Origin of the sequence: Frankia canadensis (assembly GCF_900197875.1) — a bacterium.
Classification (GTDB): domain Bacteria; phylum Actinomycetota; class Actinomycetes; order Frankiales; family Frankiaceae; genus Frankia; species Frankia canadensis.
Genome location: NZ_FZMO01000040.1, coordinates 1 through 18,861, shown reverse-complemented (window position 1 = coordinate 18,861; position 18,861 = coordinate 1). Strand labels below are relative to the sequence as shown.

The window sequence follows — 18,861 nt, the reverse complement described above, 5'->3', positions numbered from 1 at the left end:
ATCCACGGCCGGGGCGGGCGCGGGTGGGGCGGGCGCCGCGTGTTTGAGCAGCTCGAAGCGCACGGGCCGGCGCAACCGGATCGACAGCAGCTCGGCGACGTTCGTCATCCATCGGGTGAGGTCCTCGGCCGGCGGTTCGCCGCGGACCTTCTTGCTCATGTACCGGCCGGACTGGTCGTTGATGACGAGGACGCCGTCGGGGCCGCGGCGCAGCTCGCCGCTGACCCGCGCCTTCTTCAGGATCGTTGTGCCGGTCACCGGGTCGAACCCGACGGCGATCGTCGGATGCCCGAGCATCGTCACCTGGTGGATGAACTCCTCGTGGGTCTCCATCGGCAGGCCCTGCGCGGTCCGCGCCGCGCTCATGGCCTCGTACACGCGGTCGAGCCGCACCGGGTCCTCGATGGTGAGCGGTTCCTCGCTGCCCAGGAACGGCTCCCCGTCCTCGGTGACGGCGAACTGCCACAGCATGGTGTCGGGCGCGGCGTCGACATGCTTGGGCGAGAAGTCCTCCAGCGACGTCCACAGCGGGTTGGCCCGCAGGTCGCCGGCCTTGTCCAGCTCGACGGCCTTGACCGGGCCGTCGTCCTGCGGCTTCGGCGAGACGACCGGGCCGAAGTCGTGGGTGACGTCGCGGGGCGGGGCCGGGGCGCGGCGCGGCGGCGGTTCGGACAGGTCGGGGACGATCGGCATCCCCAGGGCGTCCGACATCGACGCGGCGAGGTTGGTGACCCAGCGGTTCCAGTCGCCGTCGTGGAGGTCCTCCCGGGTCGTCAGGTCCGGGTAGAGGTTCGGTCGGTAGTTCACCGTCCACTGCCCGTCCGGGCCCCGGCGCAGCTGGCCGCCGACCCGCCCCCGGGCGACGACGGCAGCGCCCGTGGTCGGGTTGAACCCGACGACCACAGTCGCGGGACCGAGGTCGGACAGGCTGTGCACGAAGTCGTCCCGGCTCACGGTCGGGGCGCCCGCGGCGGCGAGGCGCTCGTTGGACAGCCGGTGCAGCTCGTCGAGCTGGGCCGGGGGGATGATCTGCGCCGGATCCTGGCTGCCCAGGAAGATCTGGCCGCCGCGGGCGGCCACGACATCCCACACCGCGCCGGACGCGGCGCCCTCCAGATGCTTCGGGGAGAAGTCCGCAAGCGGCGTCCACAGCGGGTTCATCCGGAGCCGACCGGCGTCGTCGCGTTCCCAGTCCTGGACGAGGAGGGGGAACTGGGCCGGGCCGAGCGCCACCTCGACGGGCTCGGGTTCGACCCAGCCGAGGACCCCACGGCCCGCGCCCGGGAGCCCGGCGGCGGTGCCGCGCGTCACCGCGGGCGGAGCGACGGACGGCCCGGTGCCCCGCTCGTGCGTGACGACCCGCACCTGACGGGCCGCCACCCCATGCTGCTTCAGCTGCTGCAGGACCAGAGGCTGGGTGGCCTGGGCGTCGGTGCGCACCGGCCGGCCCGGGCGGCTTCTTCCGCGGCCGCCTGTTGACGGCGCCGCGACCGCGCCGCTCTCGAGATGCACGATGACGGGCGCCGCCGACCCCTGTCGACGGATCACCTCCGCGACGATCCGCCCGACGAACCCGTCCAGGTCCGCCCGCGCTGCCCCGGTCAGCGCCGCAGCCGTGACCTGGTCCGTCAGGCCCGACAGATCCAGATCCATCCGCAGAACGCCGTGATCGTCCGACGTCACCCGCTGGTTCGCCGCTGCCGGTCCCAGCCCCGGTGCAGGTCCCGGTGCCGTGGACGGCGCGACCTGCACGATCGACGGATCCTGCGCCGACGACGGATCCTGCGCCGACGACGGATCCTGCGCCAACGACGGATCCTGCGCCAACGACGGGTCCTGCGCCGACGACGGGTCCTGCGCCAACGACGGGTCCTGCGCCGAGGATGGGTTCTCGACCGACGACAGGTCCTGGGCCGATGGCCCGCCCTGCGCGGACGGCTCGCCCGGTGCCGGCGGCGCCTCCTGCCGGGCCGGGCCGGAGCGGGTTCCCCGCATACCCGGCTCGCGGGTGCTGGCGGGCAGCGGGATCGCGCTGGAGGTGCTGACCGGCGGCAGCGACCCGAAGCGGCCACCGTCGCCGTCCTCGCTCGTGCCGGTGTCCACCGCGACCCCCCGGCCGTCCGGGCCGGCGACCAGGACGCGCAGGTCGACCGGCCGCAGCGGCGGCTGGTGCAGCGGCAGGACCCGCCGGGGGCCGTCGAGTTGCGTCTCCACCCACACCAGCCGTCCGCCGGTGTTGACCAGAGCCACGCCGTGGCGGGCGACCCCCGGCGCTCCCGTGATCAGGAACGCCGCCGCCCCCGGGCCGAGCTCCCGGACCTGGTTCAGCACCCCGTGCCACGAGGGGATCCGCTGCCAGGGCGAACCGAGCATGCTCGACAGCTGCTGCGACGGGGCCGTCGCGTCGTCGACCGCCGGCCAGCCGCCGGTCACGCCGCCACTCGGGCGTTCCGGCCCCCACAGCCCGCGGGCGGTCTCGACGAGGCGCACGATGCAGTCCGCCGTCGTGCTCGGCTGGTCCCCGAAGACGTTCCGCAGCCGCGTCTGTACCGGCGCCACCACTGCCTGCTGGGATGCCGACAGCCACGGCGTCCCGTCCGCCGCCGGCGCTGGATCGCCATGAAGCTCCGGGAACAACGCGGCGTCCACGGTAGCGGGCGCCGTCACCCCAGCAGCGGCCAGCGACTCGGATCCCCCCATGGCAGCCGGAGCCGCGGACGCGGCCGGCACGGCGTTCGTATCGGCCGGCGTCGTCGGCGGCGCCGGCGCCGGCGCCGCGTGGGGCAGTGCCGTTGAGGACGGGGTGACCGACCTGAGAGGAGACGGGTTCGCTGGAGTCGGAGCCGGGCCCGACGCCGCGGATGACGCCTCGGTCGTGGTCGCGGCTGGAGGTGCGGTCGGCGCCGCGGACAGGGTCGAGGACGAAGTCGGTGACAGCGACGCAGGTGGCGACAGCGACGGAGTCGCCGACGGCTGGGGTGTCGGGGACAGGGTCGGCGTGGGGGACGGAGTAGGGGCTGGGGTCGCGGTCGGCGGCGATGCCGAGGCTGGAGCGGGACGCAGCGGGGAGGATGCGGGAGCGGGCGGTGTGGACATCGGCGTCGGCGCGGGAGCGGGCGACGATGGCGCTGTGGACTCAGCGGGCGACGCCGATCCCGGGGTAGCGAAGGCGGTTACGGCGGCGGGCACGGCATTCGGCGTCGAACTGGGCACCGGAGCCGGCTCGACAGCGGCGAGCGCCCAGCTCCCGGCAGCCGCCCCGGCGGGCGGCGCCGACGACGCCCCGCCGGGCGCGGAGGCCACCGCCCCGGCAGGGATCGCCGATGGTGCCGGAGTCGGCGCCGCGGAACTCGCTGGCTGCACTGGCGCGGGGATGGCCGCGGAGGCCGGCGTAGGTGACGGGCCGGGTGCCAGCCCGTTGATCGACGTCGGGGCCGGGGTCGGGCTCGGCGTCGGGCCCGGCGTCGGCGTGGGGCCCGGCATCGAAGTCAATGTCGAAGTCGAAGTCGAAGTCGGCGTCGGCGGGGCGAGAGGCGTGGCGTCGGGGACGGGCTGCGCGGCGGGGGACGGTGGGTTGGCGACGCCGCGCTGGTCGAGGGCCGCCAGCGGGACCGCGGGACCGGATCCGGCTGCCGGCTCGGGCGCGCGGATCGACGGTGTCGGCGACGGTTCCGCGGGACCGGCGGGAGCGCGAGATTGGGTGGGGCCGGGCACGCTGGCGTCGTCGGGCAGGTCCAGGGCGGCGGACGTCTTCAGGGGCGGGACGGCGGCGACGTTGACGGGACCGAACCCGGCGTCGTCGTCGAGGCTCGCGAGGTTCGCGATGTCGGAGATGTCCGTCGTCGACGAGGCGATCGACGCGGAGCTGAAACCCGACCGGGTGTCCCACCCCGCGTCGGAGTCCTGGTCGCTGATCGACGCGGTCTCCGACCAGTCCGGCGCCTTGATGGTCGTGGGGTCGAAGCGAATCTCCTCGACACCGCCCTGCGTCTCCTTCTCTCCGTTGCCGACTCCGTTGCCGGTCCCGTTGCGGCCGGCGCCACCCGCGCCGGTTGTGGACGAGCCGGAAACACCGGCGGCGCCGTCGAAGCCGTCGTCGCCGGAGCCGAAGACCTGATCGGCTCCGGACGGCAGGGCGGGGGGCGGAGGGAGCTTCACGTCCGGCCCGACGATGCCGGCGCCCTGCAGGCCGGCGTGGGCGCCGCGACCGACCTTGCCGGCACCCCACTCGGTGCTGCCCTCGACGGCACCGGAGACCGCGTCGTCCACCGCGGTGGACAGTCCCCACTGGTCGTCCACCATTCCGCTGGCGAAGATCCCGCCGCCGACCTCCTGGGACATGGACAGGACGGTCGTCAGGAGGAGGGCGGCCGCCGGGTTGGCGGCGCCGTCGGCCAGGCCGATCGACTTCAGCAGCGCATCCGACTTGGTCAGGAAGGCCCGCATGCCGGGGAGTCCGGCAATGCTGGTGCCGCCGGCGGCCAGCGCGTACTTGACCATGTGGGCGATCTCGCCGCCGTCGAGCCCCTCGCGGCTGCCTTCGAGGATCTGCCACAGCTGGGCGACGACCGACGAACCGGGCATGAACAGCATCTGCATGGCGACGATGTGCGTCGCCGTCTTCGCCGTCTCCTTCGACAGCACCCGCTGGATGATCGTGCGAGTGGTGGCGATGCGCTCGGCCGCCTCCTCGACCTGGCCGAACGCCGCCTCGATGGCGGCGATCGCCAGCTCGATCTGCATGAAGATGAACATCACGAAACCCTGCTTGCGGGTGTAGTCCATCTGCAGCTTCTGGGCGCGCAGCAGCTTCGCCGCCGTCTTGAGCAGCATGCCGGCCTGCAGCAGCAGCTTCGGGTCCTCGACGACGAACGCCGAGGTCTGCGCGACGAACCGCTTGCCAGGCGTGCCGCCCACCGACGACTTCACCGAGCCGATGACCTGCGTCAGTTCAGGGGCGAGCTGGCCGAGCACGATGTCACCGAGCCGGTCAAGGTTGTCGGCGAGACTGCCCATCGTGGGGAGTTCCCCGCCCGGCAGCCGCATACCGGTGAAGGCGTAGATCGCCTCGTCCATGGACTTGGACATCCGGCGTTCTCCCTCCCGTGTCGCGCCCCCGCGTGCTCCCCGTCCGGGCGGGCCGCAAGGCCCGGTGGCGTTCGCTCAGTGGCGGCTGCCCGAGTCCCAGCCGGCGCTCTGCGTCGCCGCCGACTCGGTCTGGTCGCCGATGCGGCGCACCGCGTCCAGGCGGTCGCCCTGCAGCCCGACCGCCTGGCCCAGCGCGCCGTACACCTTCCCGAACGAGTCCATGATCTGGGTGAAGGTGGCCTTGGCGATCAGGGTGGCCTCGTCCTTGGCGTCCCCGGCGAAGTCCGTGGTGGCGGCCTGGTGCAGCAGCTTCCCGACGGTGACCAGATGGTCCTGGAAGGCGTGGACCGCCGGGACTCTCGCGGCGATCGCGTCACCGTCCTGCGTGATCTCCTGGCCGCTCATCGCCAGACGCCGTCCCCGTCGGGCGGGGCCACCGGCTTGCCGCTGTCGGGCTGGTTGCGGGTGAACATGCCGGCGAGTTCCTCGACGAGTTCGTCGACGGACGCGACCTCGCCGAGCCGGCCAACGGGGGACGGCAGGTCGACCATGAGCTCGCGCATCCCCGCCAGCGCCTTCGCCCGCGCGCCCAGCCGGGCCTGCTCGATCGTCTTGACCAGCAGGTCGGCGAGCTCGGCGGGGGCGAGGTCGCGGTAGCCGTCGCCGCGGAAGCGCAGCTCCCGGACGTCCCCCTGGGCTCCGACCGTCACCGACAGCAGCCGGTTGCGATCGCTCGCCTCGAAGGTGACCGCGGCGCCCTCGGTGCGGATCCGGCTGGTGATCTCCTCGGTGCGGGCGAGCTCCGCGAGCGCGGCTTCCATCAGGCTGTCGTCGAACAGCGTCATGCTGGTTCTCTCCTCTCGTCGCCTCAGGTGTCGTCACGGTGGGTTCGGCGGATGCTCGCTACCGGCCGCGGCGGGTGCGGTCGCGCGCGGGTGGCCGCGGCACGACGATCGGTGGCTGGGCCGTCTCGGGCTCGTCGGGTGTCGGCGCGTCGGAGCGGCCGACGACGGCGGGGGCGCACTCGGGGTCGGTGCCCCAGACCTCCTCGTCCTCGGTCAGCCACGTGTTGCGCTGCCGTTCGCGGCCCTGTCCCTGGCCGGGCGCGCCGCCCATGCCGCCCATGGGCATGAACGGCATGCCGCCCCCGGACGCGGCACCCGCGACACCGGACGAGCCGGGTCCACCGAGTGCTGACGATCCGGGCAGGCCGGCCGCGCCCGCCGCCCCCGCCGTTGCGGCCCCCACCGTGCCGAGTCTGGTGAGGGCGCCGAGGTCGGCGCCGCTCGACGGCAGGACGCCCGCGGTGCCGACCATGCCGCCTCCGCCACCGCCCACACCGGGCACGGCCCGCACGACCGGCTGGCGGATGTCGCCGAGCTGCACGCCTGTGCCGCCGGTTCCCGGCAGGCCGCTCGGGGAGTTGACGTTGAGGCCGTCGATGGTGGTCGGGAACGCGGTGCTCGGCACCGATGTGCCCGCCAGGTCGGGCAGTCCCGTGGTACCCGAACCCCCGGCCCCGACCGACGTGCCCAGACCCGATGTGTCCAGGCCCGAGGCGCCCAGGCCGCTGGTAAGGCCGGCGCCGGCGGACTGCGTGCCGGCGGGGCTGAGCAGGCCGGCCTGGTTGAGGGCGGCGGTCTGCTCGGGGGTGAGGGGGATCGAGTCGAGCATGCCCGTCCTGCCGAGGTCGGCGAGCTGGGCGGGGCTGAGGTCGCCGAGGGAGTTGAGGCCGTCGGCGCTGGGGCCGAGCAGGCCGTCCTGGCGCAGTTGGTCCAGCTGGGCGCCGGTGACGGGGACGTTGTTCAGCGCGCCGGACGAGTCGAGGGCAGCAAGCTGCGCCGGACTCAGGTCACCGAGCGTGTTGACCGCGCCGCTCGTCGGCCCGAGCAGGCCGGCCTGGCTCAGGGTGTTCAGGTCCCCCTGGGACAGCGGGACGTTGTTCAGCAGCCCGTCGCGTTGCAGGGTGGCCAGTTGCTCAGGGCTCAGGTCACCCAGGGTGCTGCCCGGCTGGGCAGCGAGCCCGGCGTCACGCAGTGCCGCGGCCTGTTCGTCGGTCAGCGGAATCTGGCTGAGGGCGCCGGAGTCCTTCAGAGCGCTGAGCTGCTGGGGGCTGAGCTGGCCCAGGTTCGTCGGCGTGCTCCCGCCGCCGAGGCCTCCCAGGCCGGACGTGCCCAGGCCGCCGTCCCCGAGGCCGTTCACGCCTGAGCCGCTCGCACCCGAGCCCCCAGGGGTCGCCGCCAGCGTGGTGAAGGCGGGCAGGCCACCGCCGCCGACTCCCCCACCGCCGTCGACACCACCACCGGGGGTGCCGGTCCCGTTCAGGCCGCCGAGGCCATCAACGCCTCCCCCGCTACCCGGGACGTTGTCGCCGTTCAGGCCGTTCCCGAAGTCACCCCCCAGACCGTTCAGACCGTTACCGATCCCGTTCAGGCCGTTCCCGAAGTCACCCCCCAGACCGTTCAGACCGTTACCGATCCCGTTCAGGCCGTTACCAATGCCATTGAAACCATTCCCGATCCCGTTCAGGCCGTTCCCGATGCCGTTGAAACCGTTCCCGATGCCGTTGAAGCCGTTACCGATCTCGTTGAGGATGTTGTTGATGTCATTGTTGCCGTTGCCGCCGGCGAGGCTGGGGTCGTTGTACGGCCGGGGCGGGGGCGGCGGGGGCATCTTTGCCAGTTTCATCGCCGCGGCGGCGTCCGTGAACGCTGTGATGAGCGTTCCGGCCGCGGCCAGGGACGGCGCGAACGCCTTCTGCACGTTGTTCGCCCACTGCGTGCGCACCGCCTGGTCGACCACAAGCCAGGACGGCTGGCGCAGCACGGCGAAGTCGCCCGTCACGCCGCTCCACTCCGGGAAGCGGATGTACATCTCCCGCCAGACATCGTCGGCGGCGTCATACCCGAGGTCGCCGCGGATCCGGCCGGTCTCCCACAGGCCGCCCGAATGGTTGCGGTTGGGATCCGTACCGTAGCTGTCGAACACCGTCGACCCGTTGAACATCGCGACGATGAGGTTGAACGGATGCACCCAGACCCCGCGCGGCCCGGGCAGGGCGGCGCGGCTCTCGCCGGGCAGGGGCTCGCCCATCCAGAACGCGTTGTCCCCTTGCAGGGCTCTGACGAAATTCCCCGCGGCCGTCACGGCCTTGTCCAGCGGCCCCTTCCAGCCCGCGGCCGCCTCGAGCACGCCCTTCATGCCACTCTCGGCGGCCACGACGCGGTCCCGAAACGCCTGCGCGGCCGAACCCTGGAACGCCGCCGCCTTCGTGTCGATGCCCGCGACGTCGCCGTCGAGACTCTTCAGCACACCACCTGTCCACGTGCCGATGCCCTGCAGCGCCTGGTTGACGCCGTCCAACGTGTCCGGGTCGAACGCGTGACCGGGCCCGACCAGGCCGTTCACGATGGCGCCCGCGGCATTCGTCCATGCCGAGCCGACTGCCATGAGCGGATTGGTCGCCGCCGTGGAGGTGGTCGACCCGGACTGCTGGTTCGGATCGGAGGAGTTGCGGTCGTCGTCGCCGGAATCGGTCTTCGCTCCGACCCAGAGGGTCAGCCACTCGTAGTTACTGCCCCAGTCGTTGGTCATCCAACGCCAGAAGGTCAGCGCGCCCTTCTTGAAGGCGGGCTTCGCGCTGCCGCTGGTCGCGTAGTGCTCGTGGCGCTCGTCGGGAATGAGCCACAGCGGCGCGGCGGCGGAGAGGACGGTGTCCGGGCGCAACTGCGGGTCGATGCTGCCGCCGGTGTAGCCGGAGCTCTGCCCGCCGTTGCCGTTGCCATTCCCGTTGCCGTTCGTCGAGCCGCCGCTCGTGGAGCCACCGCTGTTCACCACGCCGCCGGTGGTGCCGAGGGTGTAGCCGAGGACGGTCTGCAGCACGTCCTCGATCTTGTCGGTCGCCACCGTCAGCTCCCGCTGCCGCTACTGCTGCCGCTTCCCGGCGTGGTCGTGCTCGTGGGAATGTATGATTCGAACTCCTCCGCCGTCATCTTGTTCAGCGGCTCGATGTGGTTGGTGTCCGCCAGCAGGTACTCCAGGCCCCAGCGCAGGTTCGACGCGTTGGTATAGGTGTCGCCGATGCGGCCGGTGAGGTTCTGGCGTATCTTCTCCAGATCCTTGGCGAGGCTCACGGCCGCGGCGAAGTCGGCACCGCCGAGACGCAGCGGGAACTGCTCGTCCAGGTTGAGCCGTGAGCCCGGGCTGTTTCCCCACTTGTAGGTGCTCATCCGGGTGTCGATGTCGTCGAGCAGGGTCGCGTACTCCGTCTTCAGCCTCGTCAGCGTCGCTTCGTCGATGACGATGTTCTCGGCCATTGGGCACTCTCCTGTCGTCCGGCGTGCGGGGGACGGTCTCGCGGGGTGCGGGCGGATTCGCGGGCGCGGCGGACTCGGCCGCCCGAGGCCGACCCCGGGCGGCCCGTGGGTGGAGGGGAGCCACGCGGGCCGCCGGGGCCGGGCGGACGGCCGGCGCGTCGGCGGCGGGGACCACCATCGACGCGCCGGCCGTGGTCTCGGACCGTCTGGAGTCCGAGAGGGGCAGAGGTCTCAGATGAGTTGGCCGAAGACGTTCGCCCCGCGGTTGTCGCCGAGGACGTACTCGTTGTGGATCTCCTCAAGGCGCTGCTTGCCCAGGGCGAGGGCGGCGTTCATGTCCACCTGGCCCTTGTTCCACTGCTGCTGGGCCAGGGTGTAGTTCGCCGGCGCCTGCCCCTCGTTGGCGGTGATGAAGGCGTTCACCTTCTGGGTGAGTGTGCTCAGGGACTGCTCGAGCTGCGTGTTGACGAAGGCGAGCTCGGCGGCGGTGTCGAGGGCGCCGTTCGGGTTGAAGTTGTAGGTCGCCATGTCGGTCTGCTCCTTACGGGAGGGGAGAGCGCCGGGCTCAGGTGAGGCCGGTGGCCCAGTTGGAGCCGAGCATCGCGGTGTTGTCCTCGGTGCTGGTCGTGATCTTGGCGTAGCTGGCCATGGACTCGTTGAGCAGGTTCAGCGCGGCCTTCACCTCGTTGAAGCCCTGCTGCCAGGCGCCGATCGCCTCCTGGTACTTGGCCGCCGCGACACCGCCCCACTGCGAGCGCAGGGCCGAGGCCGCGGTGTCGATCGTCCCTTGGATCTTGACGCACTCGTCCTGGCACTCGTCGAACGCCAGGATCATGGCGACGGTGCTGGCTTCATCGGAAACAAGCAGTGGGTCGGCCATCTGCGGTGCCCTCCTTCAGGGTTGTCGGGTCGGATGCGCGGGGCGGGGTCGGGTCTGGAGCGGCCGGGGTTCACCCGGCCTTCGGGGTGTCCAGGGGTGGTCCGGACGGCAGCAGCCCCGCGAGCCGGGCCGGCACGACGGTCGTCTGCTCGGCCTGGTAGCCGAGCGCCGTCAGCGCGTCGCTCGTGATCGGGTAGCGAAGGCCGGCGCCGTCGACGAGTGCCACCTGCTGGTCGCGCGCCGCGACGTCGGCCCGCGCGACCAGCAGCGCGCCACCGCCGGGACGCACGGCGACGCTGACGCCGCCGGCCGCGGGAGTTCCCGTCACCGTGGGCGGGGCCGCGAGGACGGGGGTGAGGGTGCTGCCGTCCGGGTGGCTGGCGGTCTCCAGGCAGACCGCCTCGCCGGGGGCTGGCAGGCGCAGCGGCGGCGGGCTGGCGGGCAGCGGATCGTCTGCCGCGGACCGGGCCGAGCGGGGGGTGCTGGCGAGCTCCACCGCGGTGATGGGCTGTTCGGGGGTGCCCGCCGCCTCCCCCTCGGCGAGGGCGGCGCGGGTCGCGCTCAGCGGGGTGAGCCCGTCGGGGAGCAGCTGGTAGTGCACGGCGCCGTGCCCGCCGGGCCCGGGTGCGGTGAACACCTGGCCGACGGTGGCGGGCCGGTCGCCGACGGTGGGACCCGGGCTGCCGCGGCCGGCCACGTCCAGCGGGGCGAGGTCCGGCCCGGCGGGAACGAGGTCGAGCCAGGCCCGCGGAACGGCCACCGGCACGGTGTCGCCGTAGCCGAGCACGTCGGCGGCCCACGGCCGGGCCAGCGCGAGGCGCCGGCGCTCCCACAGCAGGTAGGTGCGGTCGCCGTCGGTGACGAGCGTGCCGTGCCCGCTGTCGAGCCGGCGCCCGGGCACCGCCGGGACGGCGCCGATCTGCAGGCGGACCGCGTCGGCGGTGGTGGAGCCGGCGCAGGCGCGCCACACGCCGGCGTTCAGGCCGGCGCCGGGTAGCAGGTCAGGTGCGCCGGCGATGCCGACGGGCGCGCCGCGCGGCAGCCGGGCCAGTTTCGACCCGCCGATGCTCACTGGGTCGACGGCGCCGCCGGTGACCAGACGTGCCGAGGCGACGTTGCGCACCGGGCGCAGCTCACCGCCGACCAGCAGGAACCGGCTGCCGGTGGAACTGTCGACGAGGAGCTTGCCGGGCTGGCGCCACGCCGTCGACCCGCCGGGGAACAGCAGCGCCCAGATCGCGATGCCGGCCAGCATCAGCAGCGCGGCGAGGATGCCGGCCACCAGGCCGCGGCGGTCGCGGCGGGTGGGCAGCTCGAGTGCGTCCGGCTCGGCGCGCACCAGGGCGCTGGTCAGCCGGCCCAGCAGGTATCTCTGGGCGTCGACCTGGTCGCGGCGGGACTGCATGTCAGCCCACCCGCGATCGGACGAGGGTGATCCCACCCAGCAGGCAGACCAGCAGCGGGATGGCCAGCACGAGGGTTCCGACGTGCGCCCAGTCGCCGATGCGACCCCAGATCGGCGTCAACCGCCGCCGCGGCAGGAGGTGCGCGCCGAGGCCGGCGGCTCCCGCGAGCAGCAGCGTGACGGCGACCGCCACGCCGAGCCCCGGACCGCCCGCCCGGGACCGCCAGGTGACCGCGACGAGCAGCGCGAGCGTCCCGGCGAGCGCGGGCAGGCCGAGGGCGGCGCGGTGCCAGGCGCTCGTCATCGGCCGCAGCGACAGCAGCTGGGCGAGCGCGACGAGGAGGACGAGGAGGGCGGGGATGCGACCGGGTGCCGTGGCGAGCAGTGACAGCGTGGCGGCGGTGACCAGTCCGCAGGCGAGGTGCAGCGCGGTCATGTGCCGGTCGGCGGCGGCGGTGCGGGCAAGCACTTCCGGGCCGGGTTCCGGGTCGATGTCGTCCTGCAGCTCGTCCGGTTCGATTGGCAGCGGCGGCAGCGCCATCCCGGCGAGCTTGAACGCGGTGATCGGCACCAGGGGTCGCGCCGCCGCGGTCGCCAGCGCCAGCACCGCGCCGGTGTCGGACCAGCCGAGGCCGGCGCCGGCGGCGAGGCCGTAGGCGGCGCCGGTCGCCACAGCGAGGGTGGCGAGTGCCGTGGCGACCGGCGCGAGGACGGTGCGCCGATCCGCGACGGCGGCGAGCATCGGCAGGCCGACGACGATGGTCACGGCGGCGCCGACGAGCAGCAGCGCGGCCACCGACGGCACTCTGCCGGTGCCGGATGGCGTGAGCAGGGCGAGCTCCACCGCCTCGACGGCGAAGGCCACCCCGGCGCAGGCGAGCAGCGTGCCCAGCAGCCGGTCACGCAGGATCATCCCGGTGGCCAGCGCCGCCCCCAGGACCAGCACGGCCGCGCCGGCCGCGACCGGCATGCCCGGGTGCCCCGGCCCCCGCAACGGCGGCATCGCCAGCGCCGCCAGCAGCGTCAACGCCATGACCAGGGCGCCGGCGGCGCGGTTCGTCCGTGTCCGCCACACCCCGGCCCGCGCGCGCATGCCGGTGGCGACGCCGTCGATGAGGTCGTCGAAGTCCAGCGGGGGAATCTGGTCGGAGCGGGGGCGCAGGTGCACGGCGTCGCCGTCGAGCAGGTTGTGGTCGGCGACGGAGAGGTCCTCGTCCAGGGGCGCCTCGCCGAGGCGCTGCACCACCCAGCCGCTGTGCTCCAGCCCGCGGTCGGCGAGGTCGGGGCCAAGGCCGCGCAGCATCGCGGGCATCAGGTCGGCCAGCGGCACATGGGTGGGGACGGACAGGTCGATGCGGCTCGTCGGCCCGACGACGAGGAGCCGGCACACCTGCGCCGTGCTGCTGCCTGCCATGCCTCCCGCACGCGAGGGGCCTCGACTACCGTTCACGCACGTGACCCAGGTCACAGAACATGCGGAAACCGCGGCGCGTGCCGGGCGCGTGTAAGCGACATGACCACGGTCCCGTTCCGCCGGCCTGCCCGCCGCACCGGCCCGGAGATGCCGCACGGGGACATCACGCTGCAGGAGCCGCCGGTCGTTGCCGAGGTGACCGGCGGCGGGATGCGCACGCTGATGATGGTCATCCCGGCGCTGCTCATGTCCGGCGGGATGATGTTCTACTTCGTCGGCGGCTCGTCCCACGCCGGCCCGATGGGGCTGATCATGATGGCGATGATGGGCCTGGGCATGGCCGGGATGGGCGCCGGGCAGGCACTGACCCAGTCGAGCACGCGGCGCGACAAGGTGGGCGGGGAACGCCGGGACTACCTGCGCTACCTGTCCCAGACCCGGCGCCAGGTACGCCGCTACGCGGAGAAGCAGCGCGACGCGCTCGCCTGGCGCCATCCCGACCCTGAGTCGCTGTGGTCGCTGGTGCTCACCAGCCGGCTGTGGGAACGCCGGCCCAGCCACCCGGACTTCGGGGAGGTCCGGGTCGGCACCGGCACGCAGCGCCTCGCCGTGCGGATCACACCCCTGCAGACCAGCCCGGTCGAGGACCTCGAACCCGTGTCCGCGAAGGCGCTGCGACGCTTCACCCGCGCCTACACCACCATTCCCCACCAGCCGGTGGCCCTGTACATCCGAGGGTTCGCGCACATTCGCCTCGACGGCGACCGGGCGGCGGCGCTCGGGTTCGCCCGGGCGCTGCTCGCCCAGCTCGTCGCCTTCCACGCCCCGGACGAGTTGCGGATCGCCGTGTCCGCCGCGGCACCACGGCGCGCCGAGTGGTCGTGGGTCAAGTGGCTGCCGCACGCCCAGCATTCCGCCGACGCGGACGCCGCGGGGCCGGTGCGCCTGGTCGGGGAGTCCCTGGAGGAGGTCGAACGACTGCTCGGGCGCGACTTCGGGGAGCGGGCCCGGTTCGAGACCGGCACGGCGCCGTCGCGAGCCGAACCGTTCGTCATCGTCGTGAGCGACGGCGGGCGCATCCAGCCCGGCTCGCGCTTCCTCGTGTCCGGCTACCGCAACGCCGTCCTCGTCGACTTCGACGCGCACGACGGCGGCAACGCCCGCCAGCGGCTGCGCCTGGACATCACCGGCGTCGACGTCCACTCGGTGGAGCACGACCGGGTCGGCCGCGAGGTGCGCACCCACCTGGCCGCGCCGGACCGGCTCTCGGCCGTGCGGGTCACCGCGCTCGCCCGCCTGCTCGCCCGCCACAGCGCCGGGGTGAGCGGCGAGCAGGTCGCCGACGGGCTGGCCGCGGACCTCGACCTGCCGCAGCTGCTCGGCCTCGGCGACCTGGAACGCTTCGACCCCCGCCCCGGCTGGGTCGCCCGCGCGGCCGGCGAGCGGCTGCGGGTGCCGATCGGCGTGGCCGCCGATGGCTCCCCCATCGAGCTGGACATCAAGGAGTCCGCCGAGGACGGCATGGGCCCGCACGGCATGCTCATCGGCGCCACCGGCTCCGGCAAGAGCGAGCTGCTGCGCACCCTCGTGCTGGCGCTCGCGGCGACGCACTCGTCGGAGACGCTCAACTTCGTGCTCGTCGACTTCAAGGGCGGCGCGACCTTCGCCGGCCTCGACCGGCTGCCGCACGTGTCCGCGACGATCACCAACCTGGCCGACGAGGCGGCGCTGGTGGACCGGATGCGCGACGCGCTGCGCGGCGAGCTCGTCCGCCGCCAGGAGCTGCTGCGCGCCGCCGGCGGCTTCAGCTCGGTGCGTGACTACGAGCAGGCCCGGGTGGCGGGCGCCGCGCTCGACCCGCTGCCGACGCTGTTCGTGGTCGTCGACGAGTTCAGCGAGCTGATCGCCGCGCACACCGACTTCATCGAGCTGTTCGTGATGATCGGACGCCTCGGCCGGTCGCTGGCCGTGCACCTGCTGCTCGCCTCGCAGCGCCTCGACGACGGCCGCATCCACCAGCTGGAGGGGCACCTGTCCTACCGGATCAGCCTGCGCACGTTCTCCGCGATGGAGTCGCGCTCGGTCATCGGCGTGCCCGACGCCTACGAGCTGCCGGGCGCGCCCGGCAACGGCTACCTGCGCTCCGACGTCGCGACGATCACCCGGTTCAAGGCCGCGTACGTGTCCGGACCCTACCGGCTGCGCTCGACCCGGATCCGCCAGGAGGTCATCTCCAGCCAGGTGCTGCCCTACGACACGGCTCCCGCGCCCCTGCCCTCGACCGCCCCGCCCGGCCCCGACGGCACGAGCGGCACCGGCGAGGACGCGGCCGGCTCCGGTGCGGGCTCGGGCGGCGCCACCGACGGCACCGAGGACCACCGGGACGATCCGGAGGAGACGTCCAGCACGGTGATGGAGGTGCTCGTCGGCCGGCTGGTCGGTCAGGGACCGCCGGCGCACCGGGTGTGGCTGCCGCCGCTGGACCAGGCGCCGCCACTCGACGAGGTGCTGCCGCCGCTGCTGCCGGACCCCGAGCATGGCCTGCGCCCCCTCGGCGTCGGCACCGAGGGCGGGTCGGGCGCCGGCGGCTGGCTGCGCACCCCCATCGGCGTCATCGACAAACCGTTCGAGCAGGTGCGGGACCTGCTCGTGCTCGACTTCGGCGGCGGGGGTGGGCATCTGGGCATCGCCGGTGGGCCGCAGAGCGGCAAGAGCACACTGCTGCGGACCGTCATCGCCGGCCTCGCGCTCACCCACTCGCCGCGCGAGGCACAGTTCTACTGCCTTGACTTCGGCGGCGGCTCGCTGGCGAGCATCGCCGACCTGCCGCACGTCGGCGGCGTCACCGGCCGGCACGACCCGGACCGGGTAGGGCGGACCGTCGCGGAGCTGCTCGGCGTGCTGCGGGAGCGGGAACGCCGGTTCGCCGAGCTCGGGGTCGCCGGGATGGCGGCCTACCGGGAGGCCGTCGCCGCCGGCCACGCGCCGCCCGACGAGTTCGGCGAGCTGTTCCTCGCCGTCGACGGCTGGTTCGTCCTGCGCCAGGAGTTCGACGCGGTCGAGGAGGCCGCCCGCGAGATCGCCGCCCGCGGCCTGAACTACGGGATTCACCTGCTGCTCACCGCCGGCCGCTGGTCGGAGGTACACCACACGATGCGCGACAAGCTGGGCAGCCGCCTGGAGCTGCGCCTGGGCGACCCGGTGGAGTCCGGCATCGACCTGCGGGCGGCCGCCGCCGTGCCGAAGCTGCCCGGCCGCGGACTGACCGACGCCAAGCTGCACTTCATCGCCGCGCTGCCCCGCATCGACGGGGCGTCCCGCGTCGACGACCTCGCCCACGGCACGCGCCACCTCGTCGACTCCGTGGTCGACTGCTGGCCTGGGCCGCGGGTGCGCGCGGTACGCACGCTGCCCGCGGTGCTGCCCGCCGAGCAGCTGCCGGCGGCGCCCGCCGACGGCGAGCTGCGGGTGGCCCTCGGCGTCGACGAGCACCGTCTCGAACCCGTCTGGCACGACTTCGCCAGCCAGGCCCACCTGACCCTGCTCGGCGACGACGAGAGCGGCAAGACCAACCTGCTGCGCCTGATGGCCCGGGCCATCATCACGCGCTACACCCCGGCGCAGGCCCGGATCATGGCCGTCGACTACCGGCGTGGCCTGTTCGACGAGGTGCCCGACGCCTACCGGCTCGGCTACTCCGTCTCCCCCGACAGCACGAAGGCCACCGCCCGCGACGCGGCCGCCGGTCTCACCCCGCGCCTGCCCGGCCCCGACATCACCCCCGCGCGGCTGCGTCGGCGGGACTGGTGGAGCGGACCGCTGCTGTTCGTCCTCGTCGACGACTACGACCTGCTCACCGGGCACGACAACCCGCTCGCCGGGCTCGTGCCGCTGCTGCCGCAGGGCGGCGACATCGGCCTGCACGTCATCGTCGCCCGCGCGGCCGCCGGCCTGATGCGGATGTCGATGGACCCGCTGCTGCGCCGGATGCAGGAGCTCAACACCCCCGACATCGCCCTGTCCTGCCCGCGCGGGGAGGGGCCGCTGCTCGGCGGCGTCAAACCGCGCGACCTGCCCCCCGGCCGGGCGCTGCTGTGCACGCGGCGCGGCAGCCGCCTCATCCAGACCGGCTACGTCACGCCCGCACCCGCCGAGGAGGAGACGGCAGATCCGGCAGATCGCCGATAGCACCAGGCCCCACCAGCCACGCTTGACCATGGCCTGACCGTAAGTGGGGCAGACCGGACTGTCGAACATGCATTCGAAGGCTGTGGACGGTCCACGCGGACCTGTGGACGAGCTGCGCCACGTCCCACGCCGGGAGTGCCGGAACCGCTGCACGGTACCGCCGGAGTCGGGCAGTCTGTCCGGTGTGCGTGCGCTCGATCCGGTAGATCGGCAGGGAATGCCGCTGTCCGACCTGGCGCCGGCCAGGCCGGTGGAGGAGGACCTGCCCGGGGGTGTCCTGCGGGTGGCGGCGGCGCTGCCCGCGACCGGGCCGCGCGCGGGCGACCTGCGGCCGGTGGCAGCGTGGATCGGCGAGCGGATCGCAGCGATGCGGGTCGCGATCGAGGTCAGCGACCCGATCTGTCCGCGCGAGCACCTCTGGATGGCCCCCGGCGCGCCTCCCCGCCCAGAGCTCGCGACCGTCAGGCGGCCCGTGTACCGGCACGGCGACGAGGTCGCCCAGCTCGCGGTGACCCTGCCGGCCGTGTGGCTGTCGACGGCGGCCGGACCCGCTGCGGCCGCGCCCACGGCGGCCGGGTCAGGCGCGGTGGAGGCGACCTACGCGGCAGGGACAGCCGGGGCGACGGACGCGTCCGCCACGGCGGCAAAGGCCTTCGCGGCGGCGGAGGCATCGGTGGCGGCGCTGGCGGCGGTGCTCGGCGTCGTCGTGACCACCGCGTCGGCGCGCGCGGCGGCTCGCGCCGCCCGCGGCCACGCTCAGGAGACGCTCGCGACCATCGCCGACACCCGCTACCGGGCCGCGTCCAGGATGGAGAGCGAACGCCACGCCCTCGAGCGCGACCTGCACGACGGCGCCCAGCTCCACCTGGTCTCGCTGCAGTTCGCGGCGGCCGTCGTCGAGCACACGCTGGCCAGTGGTGAAGCCGACGAGAACACCCTGCCGGACGCGCTCGCCGACCTCGAATCCCGGCTGGACCGCACCCACCAGCTGCTCGTCGAGACCGCTGCCGGGATCACCCCCGGACCGCTGCGCGACGGCGGGCTGGCCGCCGCGCTCGCCCTGAGCTTCCGCGAGGCCCACGACGTCACCCTGCGCATCGCCCCAGCGGTGCGGGCCCGCCGCTACCCGCCGATCGTCGAGAGCACCGTCTACCTGACCTGCCTGGAGGCGGTGAGCAACGCGCAGAAGCACGCCGCCGGCGCACCCGTCACCGTCACCGTCCTCGGGACCTACCACGGGCTGTCCTTCGAGATCACCGACGCGGGCCCGGGCCTGGACGCCGCGACAACGGGCCTGGCCGGCCTGCGGGCCCGGCTCGCCGCGATCGGCGGCACCCTGCGGGTCACCTCCGCGCCGGGAACCGGTACCCACGTCGCCGCGACCGTCCCCCTCTGACGCGACGTCCCCTGCGACCCGACGGTCCCCCTCTAACGCGACGGTCCCCCGTGACGGGATGCCCCCTGTGACGGTTTGGCCCGTTGCATGAGAGCGCTGGATAGCGCTGTTCATGCCGCCTCACCTTTCGGTGGGGCACCCCGGGTCTGACCGGCCGTGGCCGTGCCCGGTTCC

At 73.8% G+C, this 18,861-nt stretch carries 11 protein-coding genes; 2 read left to right on the top strand and 9 right to left on the bottom strand.

Annotated elements, in window-relative coordinates; genetic code table 11:
- The 9 genes from C1A33_RS05095 to eccD form a co-directional block, all read right to left on the bottom strand.
- Positions 1-5,088 (bottom strand): DNA polymerase III subunit gamma/tau domain-containing protein (locus tag C1A33_RS05095; protein ID WP_480014306.1); only part of this gene is annotated, 5,088 nt, incomplete at its 3' end.
- Between the two features lie 75 nt (positions 5,089-5,163).
- A complete protein-coding gene (locus C1A33_RS05090) occupies positions 5,164-5,493 on the bottom strand; it encodes a hypothetical protein (RefSeq protein WP_101830364.1) in 330 nt (109 codons plus the stop codon).
- Positions 5,490-5,933, bottom strand: a complete 444-nt coding sequence (locus C1A33_RS05085; RefSeq protein WP_101830363.1) for a YbaB/EbfC family nucleoid-associated protein — start codon at positions 5,931-5,933, stop codon at positions 5,490-5,492. The genes C1A33_RS05090 and C1A33_RS05085 overlap by 4 nt, the downstream gene beginning before the upstream one ends.
- Positions 5,934-5,991: 58 nt before the next feature.
- Positions 5,992-8,994 carry a hypothetical protein gene (locus C1A33_RS05080; protein WP_101830362.1) on the bottom strand — a complete coding sequence of 1,001 codons (3,003 nt, stop codon included), beginning with the start codon at positions 8,992-8,994 and terminating at the stop codon, positions 5,992-5,994.
- A 2-nt stretch (positions 8,995-8,996) separates the two neighbouring features.
- Complete coding sequence (locus C1A33_RS05075) at positions 8,997-9,404, bottom strand: hypothetical protein (protein ID WP_101830361.1); 408 nt, start codon at positions 9,402-9,404, stop codon at positions 8,997-8,999.
- A 231-nt stretch (positions 9,405-9,635) separates the two neighbouring features.
- On the bottom strand, positions 9,636-9,932 hold the full coding sequence (locus C1A33_RS05070; protein ID WP_101830360.1) for a WXG100 family type VII secretion target: 297 nt from the start codon (positions 9,930-9,932) through the stop codon (positions 9,636-9,638).
- Positions 9,933-9,969: 37 nt separating this feature from the next.
- Positions 9,970-10,284, bottom strand: a complete 315-nt coding sequence (locus C1A33_RS05065; RefSeq protein WP_101830359.1) for a WXG100 family type VII secretion target — start codon at positions 10,282-10,284, stop codon at positions 9,970-9,972.
- A gap of 70 nt (positions 10,285-10,354) precedes the next feature.
- A complete protein-coding gene (gene eccB, locus C1A33_RS05060; RefSeq protein WP_101830358.1) occupies positions 10,355-11,689 on the bottom strand; it encodes a type VII secretion protein EccB in 1,335 nt (444 codons plus the stop codon).
- Position 11,690: 1 nt separating this feature from the next.
- A complete protein-coding gene (eccD, locus tag C1A33_RS05055; protein ID WP_101830357.1) occupies positions 11,691-13,103 on the bottom strand; it encodes a type VII secretion integral membrane protein EccD in 1,413 nt (470 codons plus the stop codon).
- Positions 13,104-13,202: 99 nt separating this feature from the next.
- Here eccD and eccCa point away from each other — a divergent pair, with 99 nt between their 5' ends.
- Positions 13,203-17,291, top strand: coding sequence for a type VII secretion protein EccCa (gene eccCa, locus C1A33_RS05050; protein WP_101830356.1), 4,089 nt, complete (start codon positions 13,203-13,205; stop codon positions 17,289-17,291).
- Between the two features lie 217 nt (positions 17,292-17,508).
- Positions 17,509-18,687 (top strand): sensor histidine kinase, encoded by a 1,179-nt coding sequence (locus C1A33_RS05045; RefSeq protein WP_133150564.1) that lies wholly within the window; start codon positions 17,509-17,511, stop codon positions 18,685-18,687.
- Positions 18,688-18,861: the final 174 nt, after the last annotated feature.

Bases quoted from the DNA above. Each gene is read 5' to 3' on its own strand.
- C1A33_RS05090 (WP_101830364.1), bottom strand. From the start codon at position 5,493: ATGAGCGGCCAGGAGATCACGCAGGACGGTGACGCGATCGCCGCGAGA.
- C1A33_RS05065 (WP_101830359.1), bottom strand. From the start codon at position 10,284: ATGGCCGACCCACTGCTTGTTTCCGATGAAGCCAGCACCGTCGCCATG.
- C1A33_RS05075 (WP_101830361.1), bottom strand. From the start codon at position 9,404: ATGGCCGAGAACATCGTCATCGACGAAGCGACGCTGACGAGGCTGAAG.
- eccD (WP_101830357.1), bottom strand. From the start codon at position 13,103: ATGGCAGGCAGCAGCACGGCGCAGGTGTGCCGGCTCCTCGTCGTCGGG.
- eccCa (WP_101830356.1), top strand. From the start codon at position 13,203: ATGACCACGGTCCCGTTCCGCCGGCCTGCCCGCCGCACCGGCCCGGAG.
- C1A33_RS05085 (WP_101830363.1), bottom strand. From the start codon at position 5,933: ATGACGCTGTTCGACGACAGCCTGATGGAAGCCGCGCTCGCGGAGCTC.
- eccB (WP_101830358.1), bottom strand. From the start codon at position 11,689: ATGCAGTCCCGCCGCGACCAGGTCGACGCCCAGAGATACCTGCTGGGC.
- C1A33_RS05045 (WP_133150564.1), top strand. From the start codon at position 17,509: ATGCCGCTGTCCGACCTGGCGCCGGCCAGGCCGGTGGAGGAGGACCTG.
- C1A33_RS05070 (WP_101830360.1), bottom strand. From the start codon at position 9,932: ATGGCGACCTACAACTTCAACCCGAACGGCGCCCTCGACACCGCCGCC.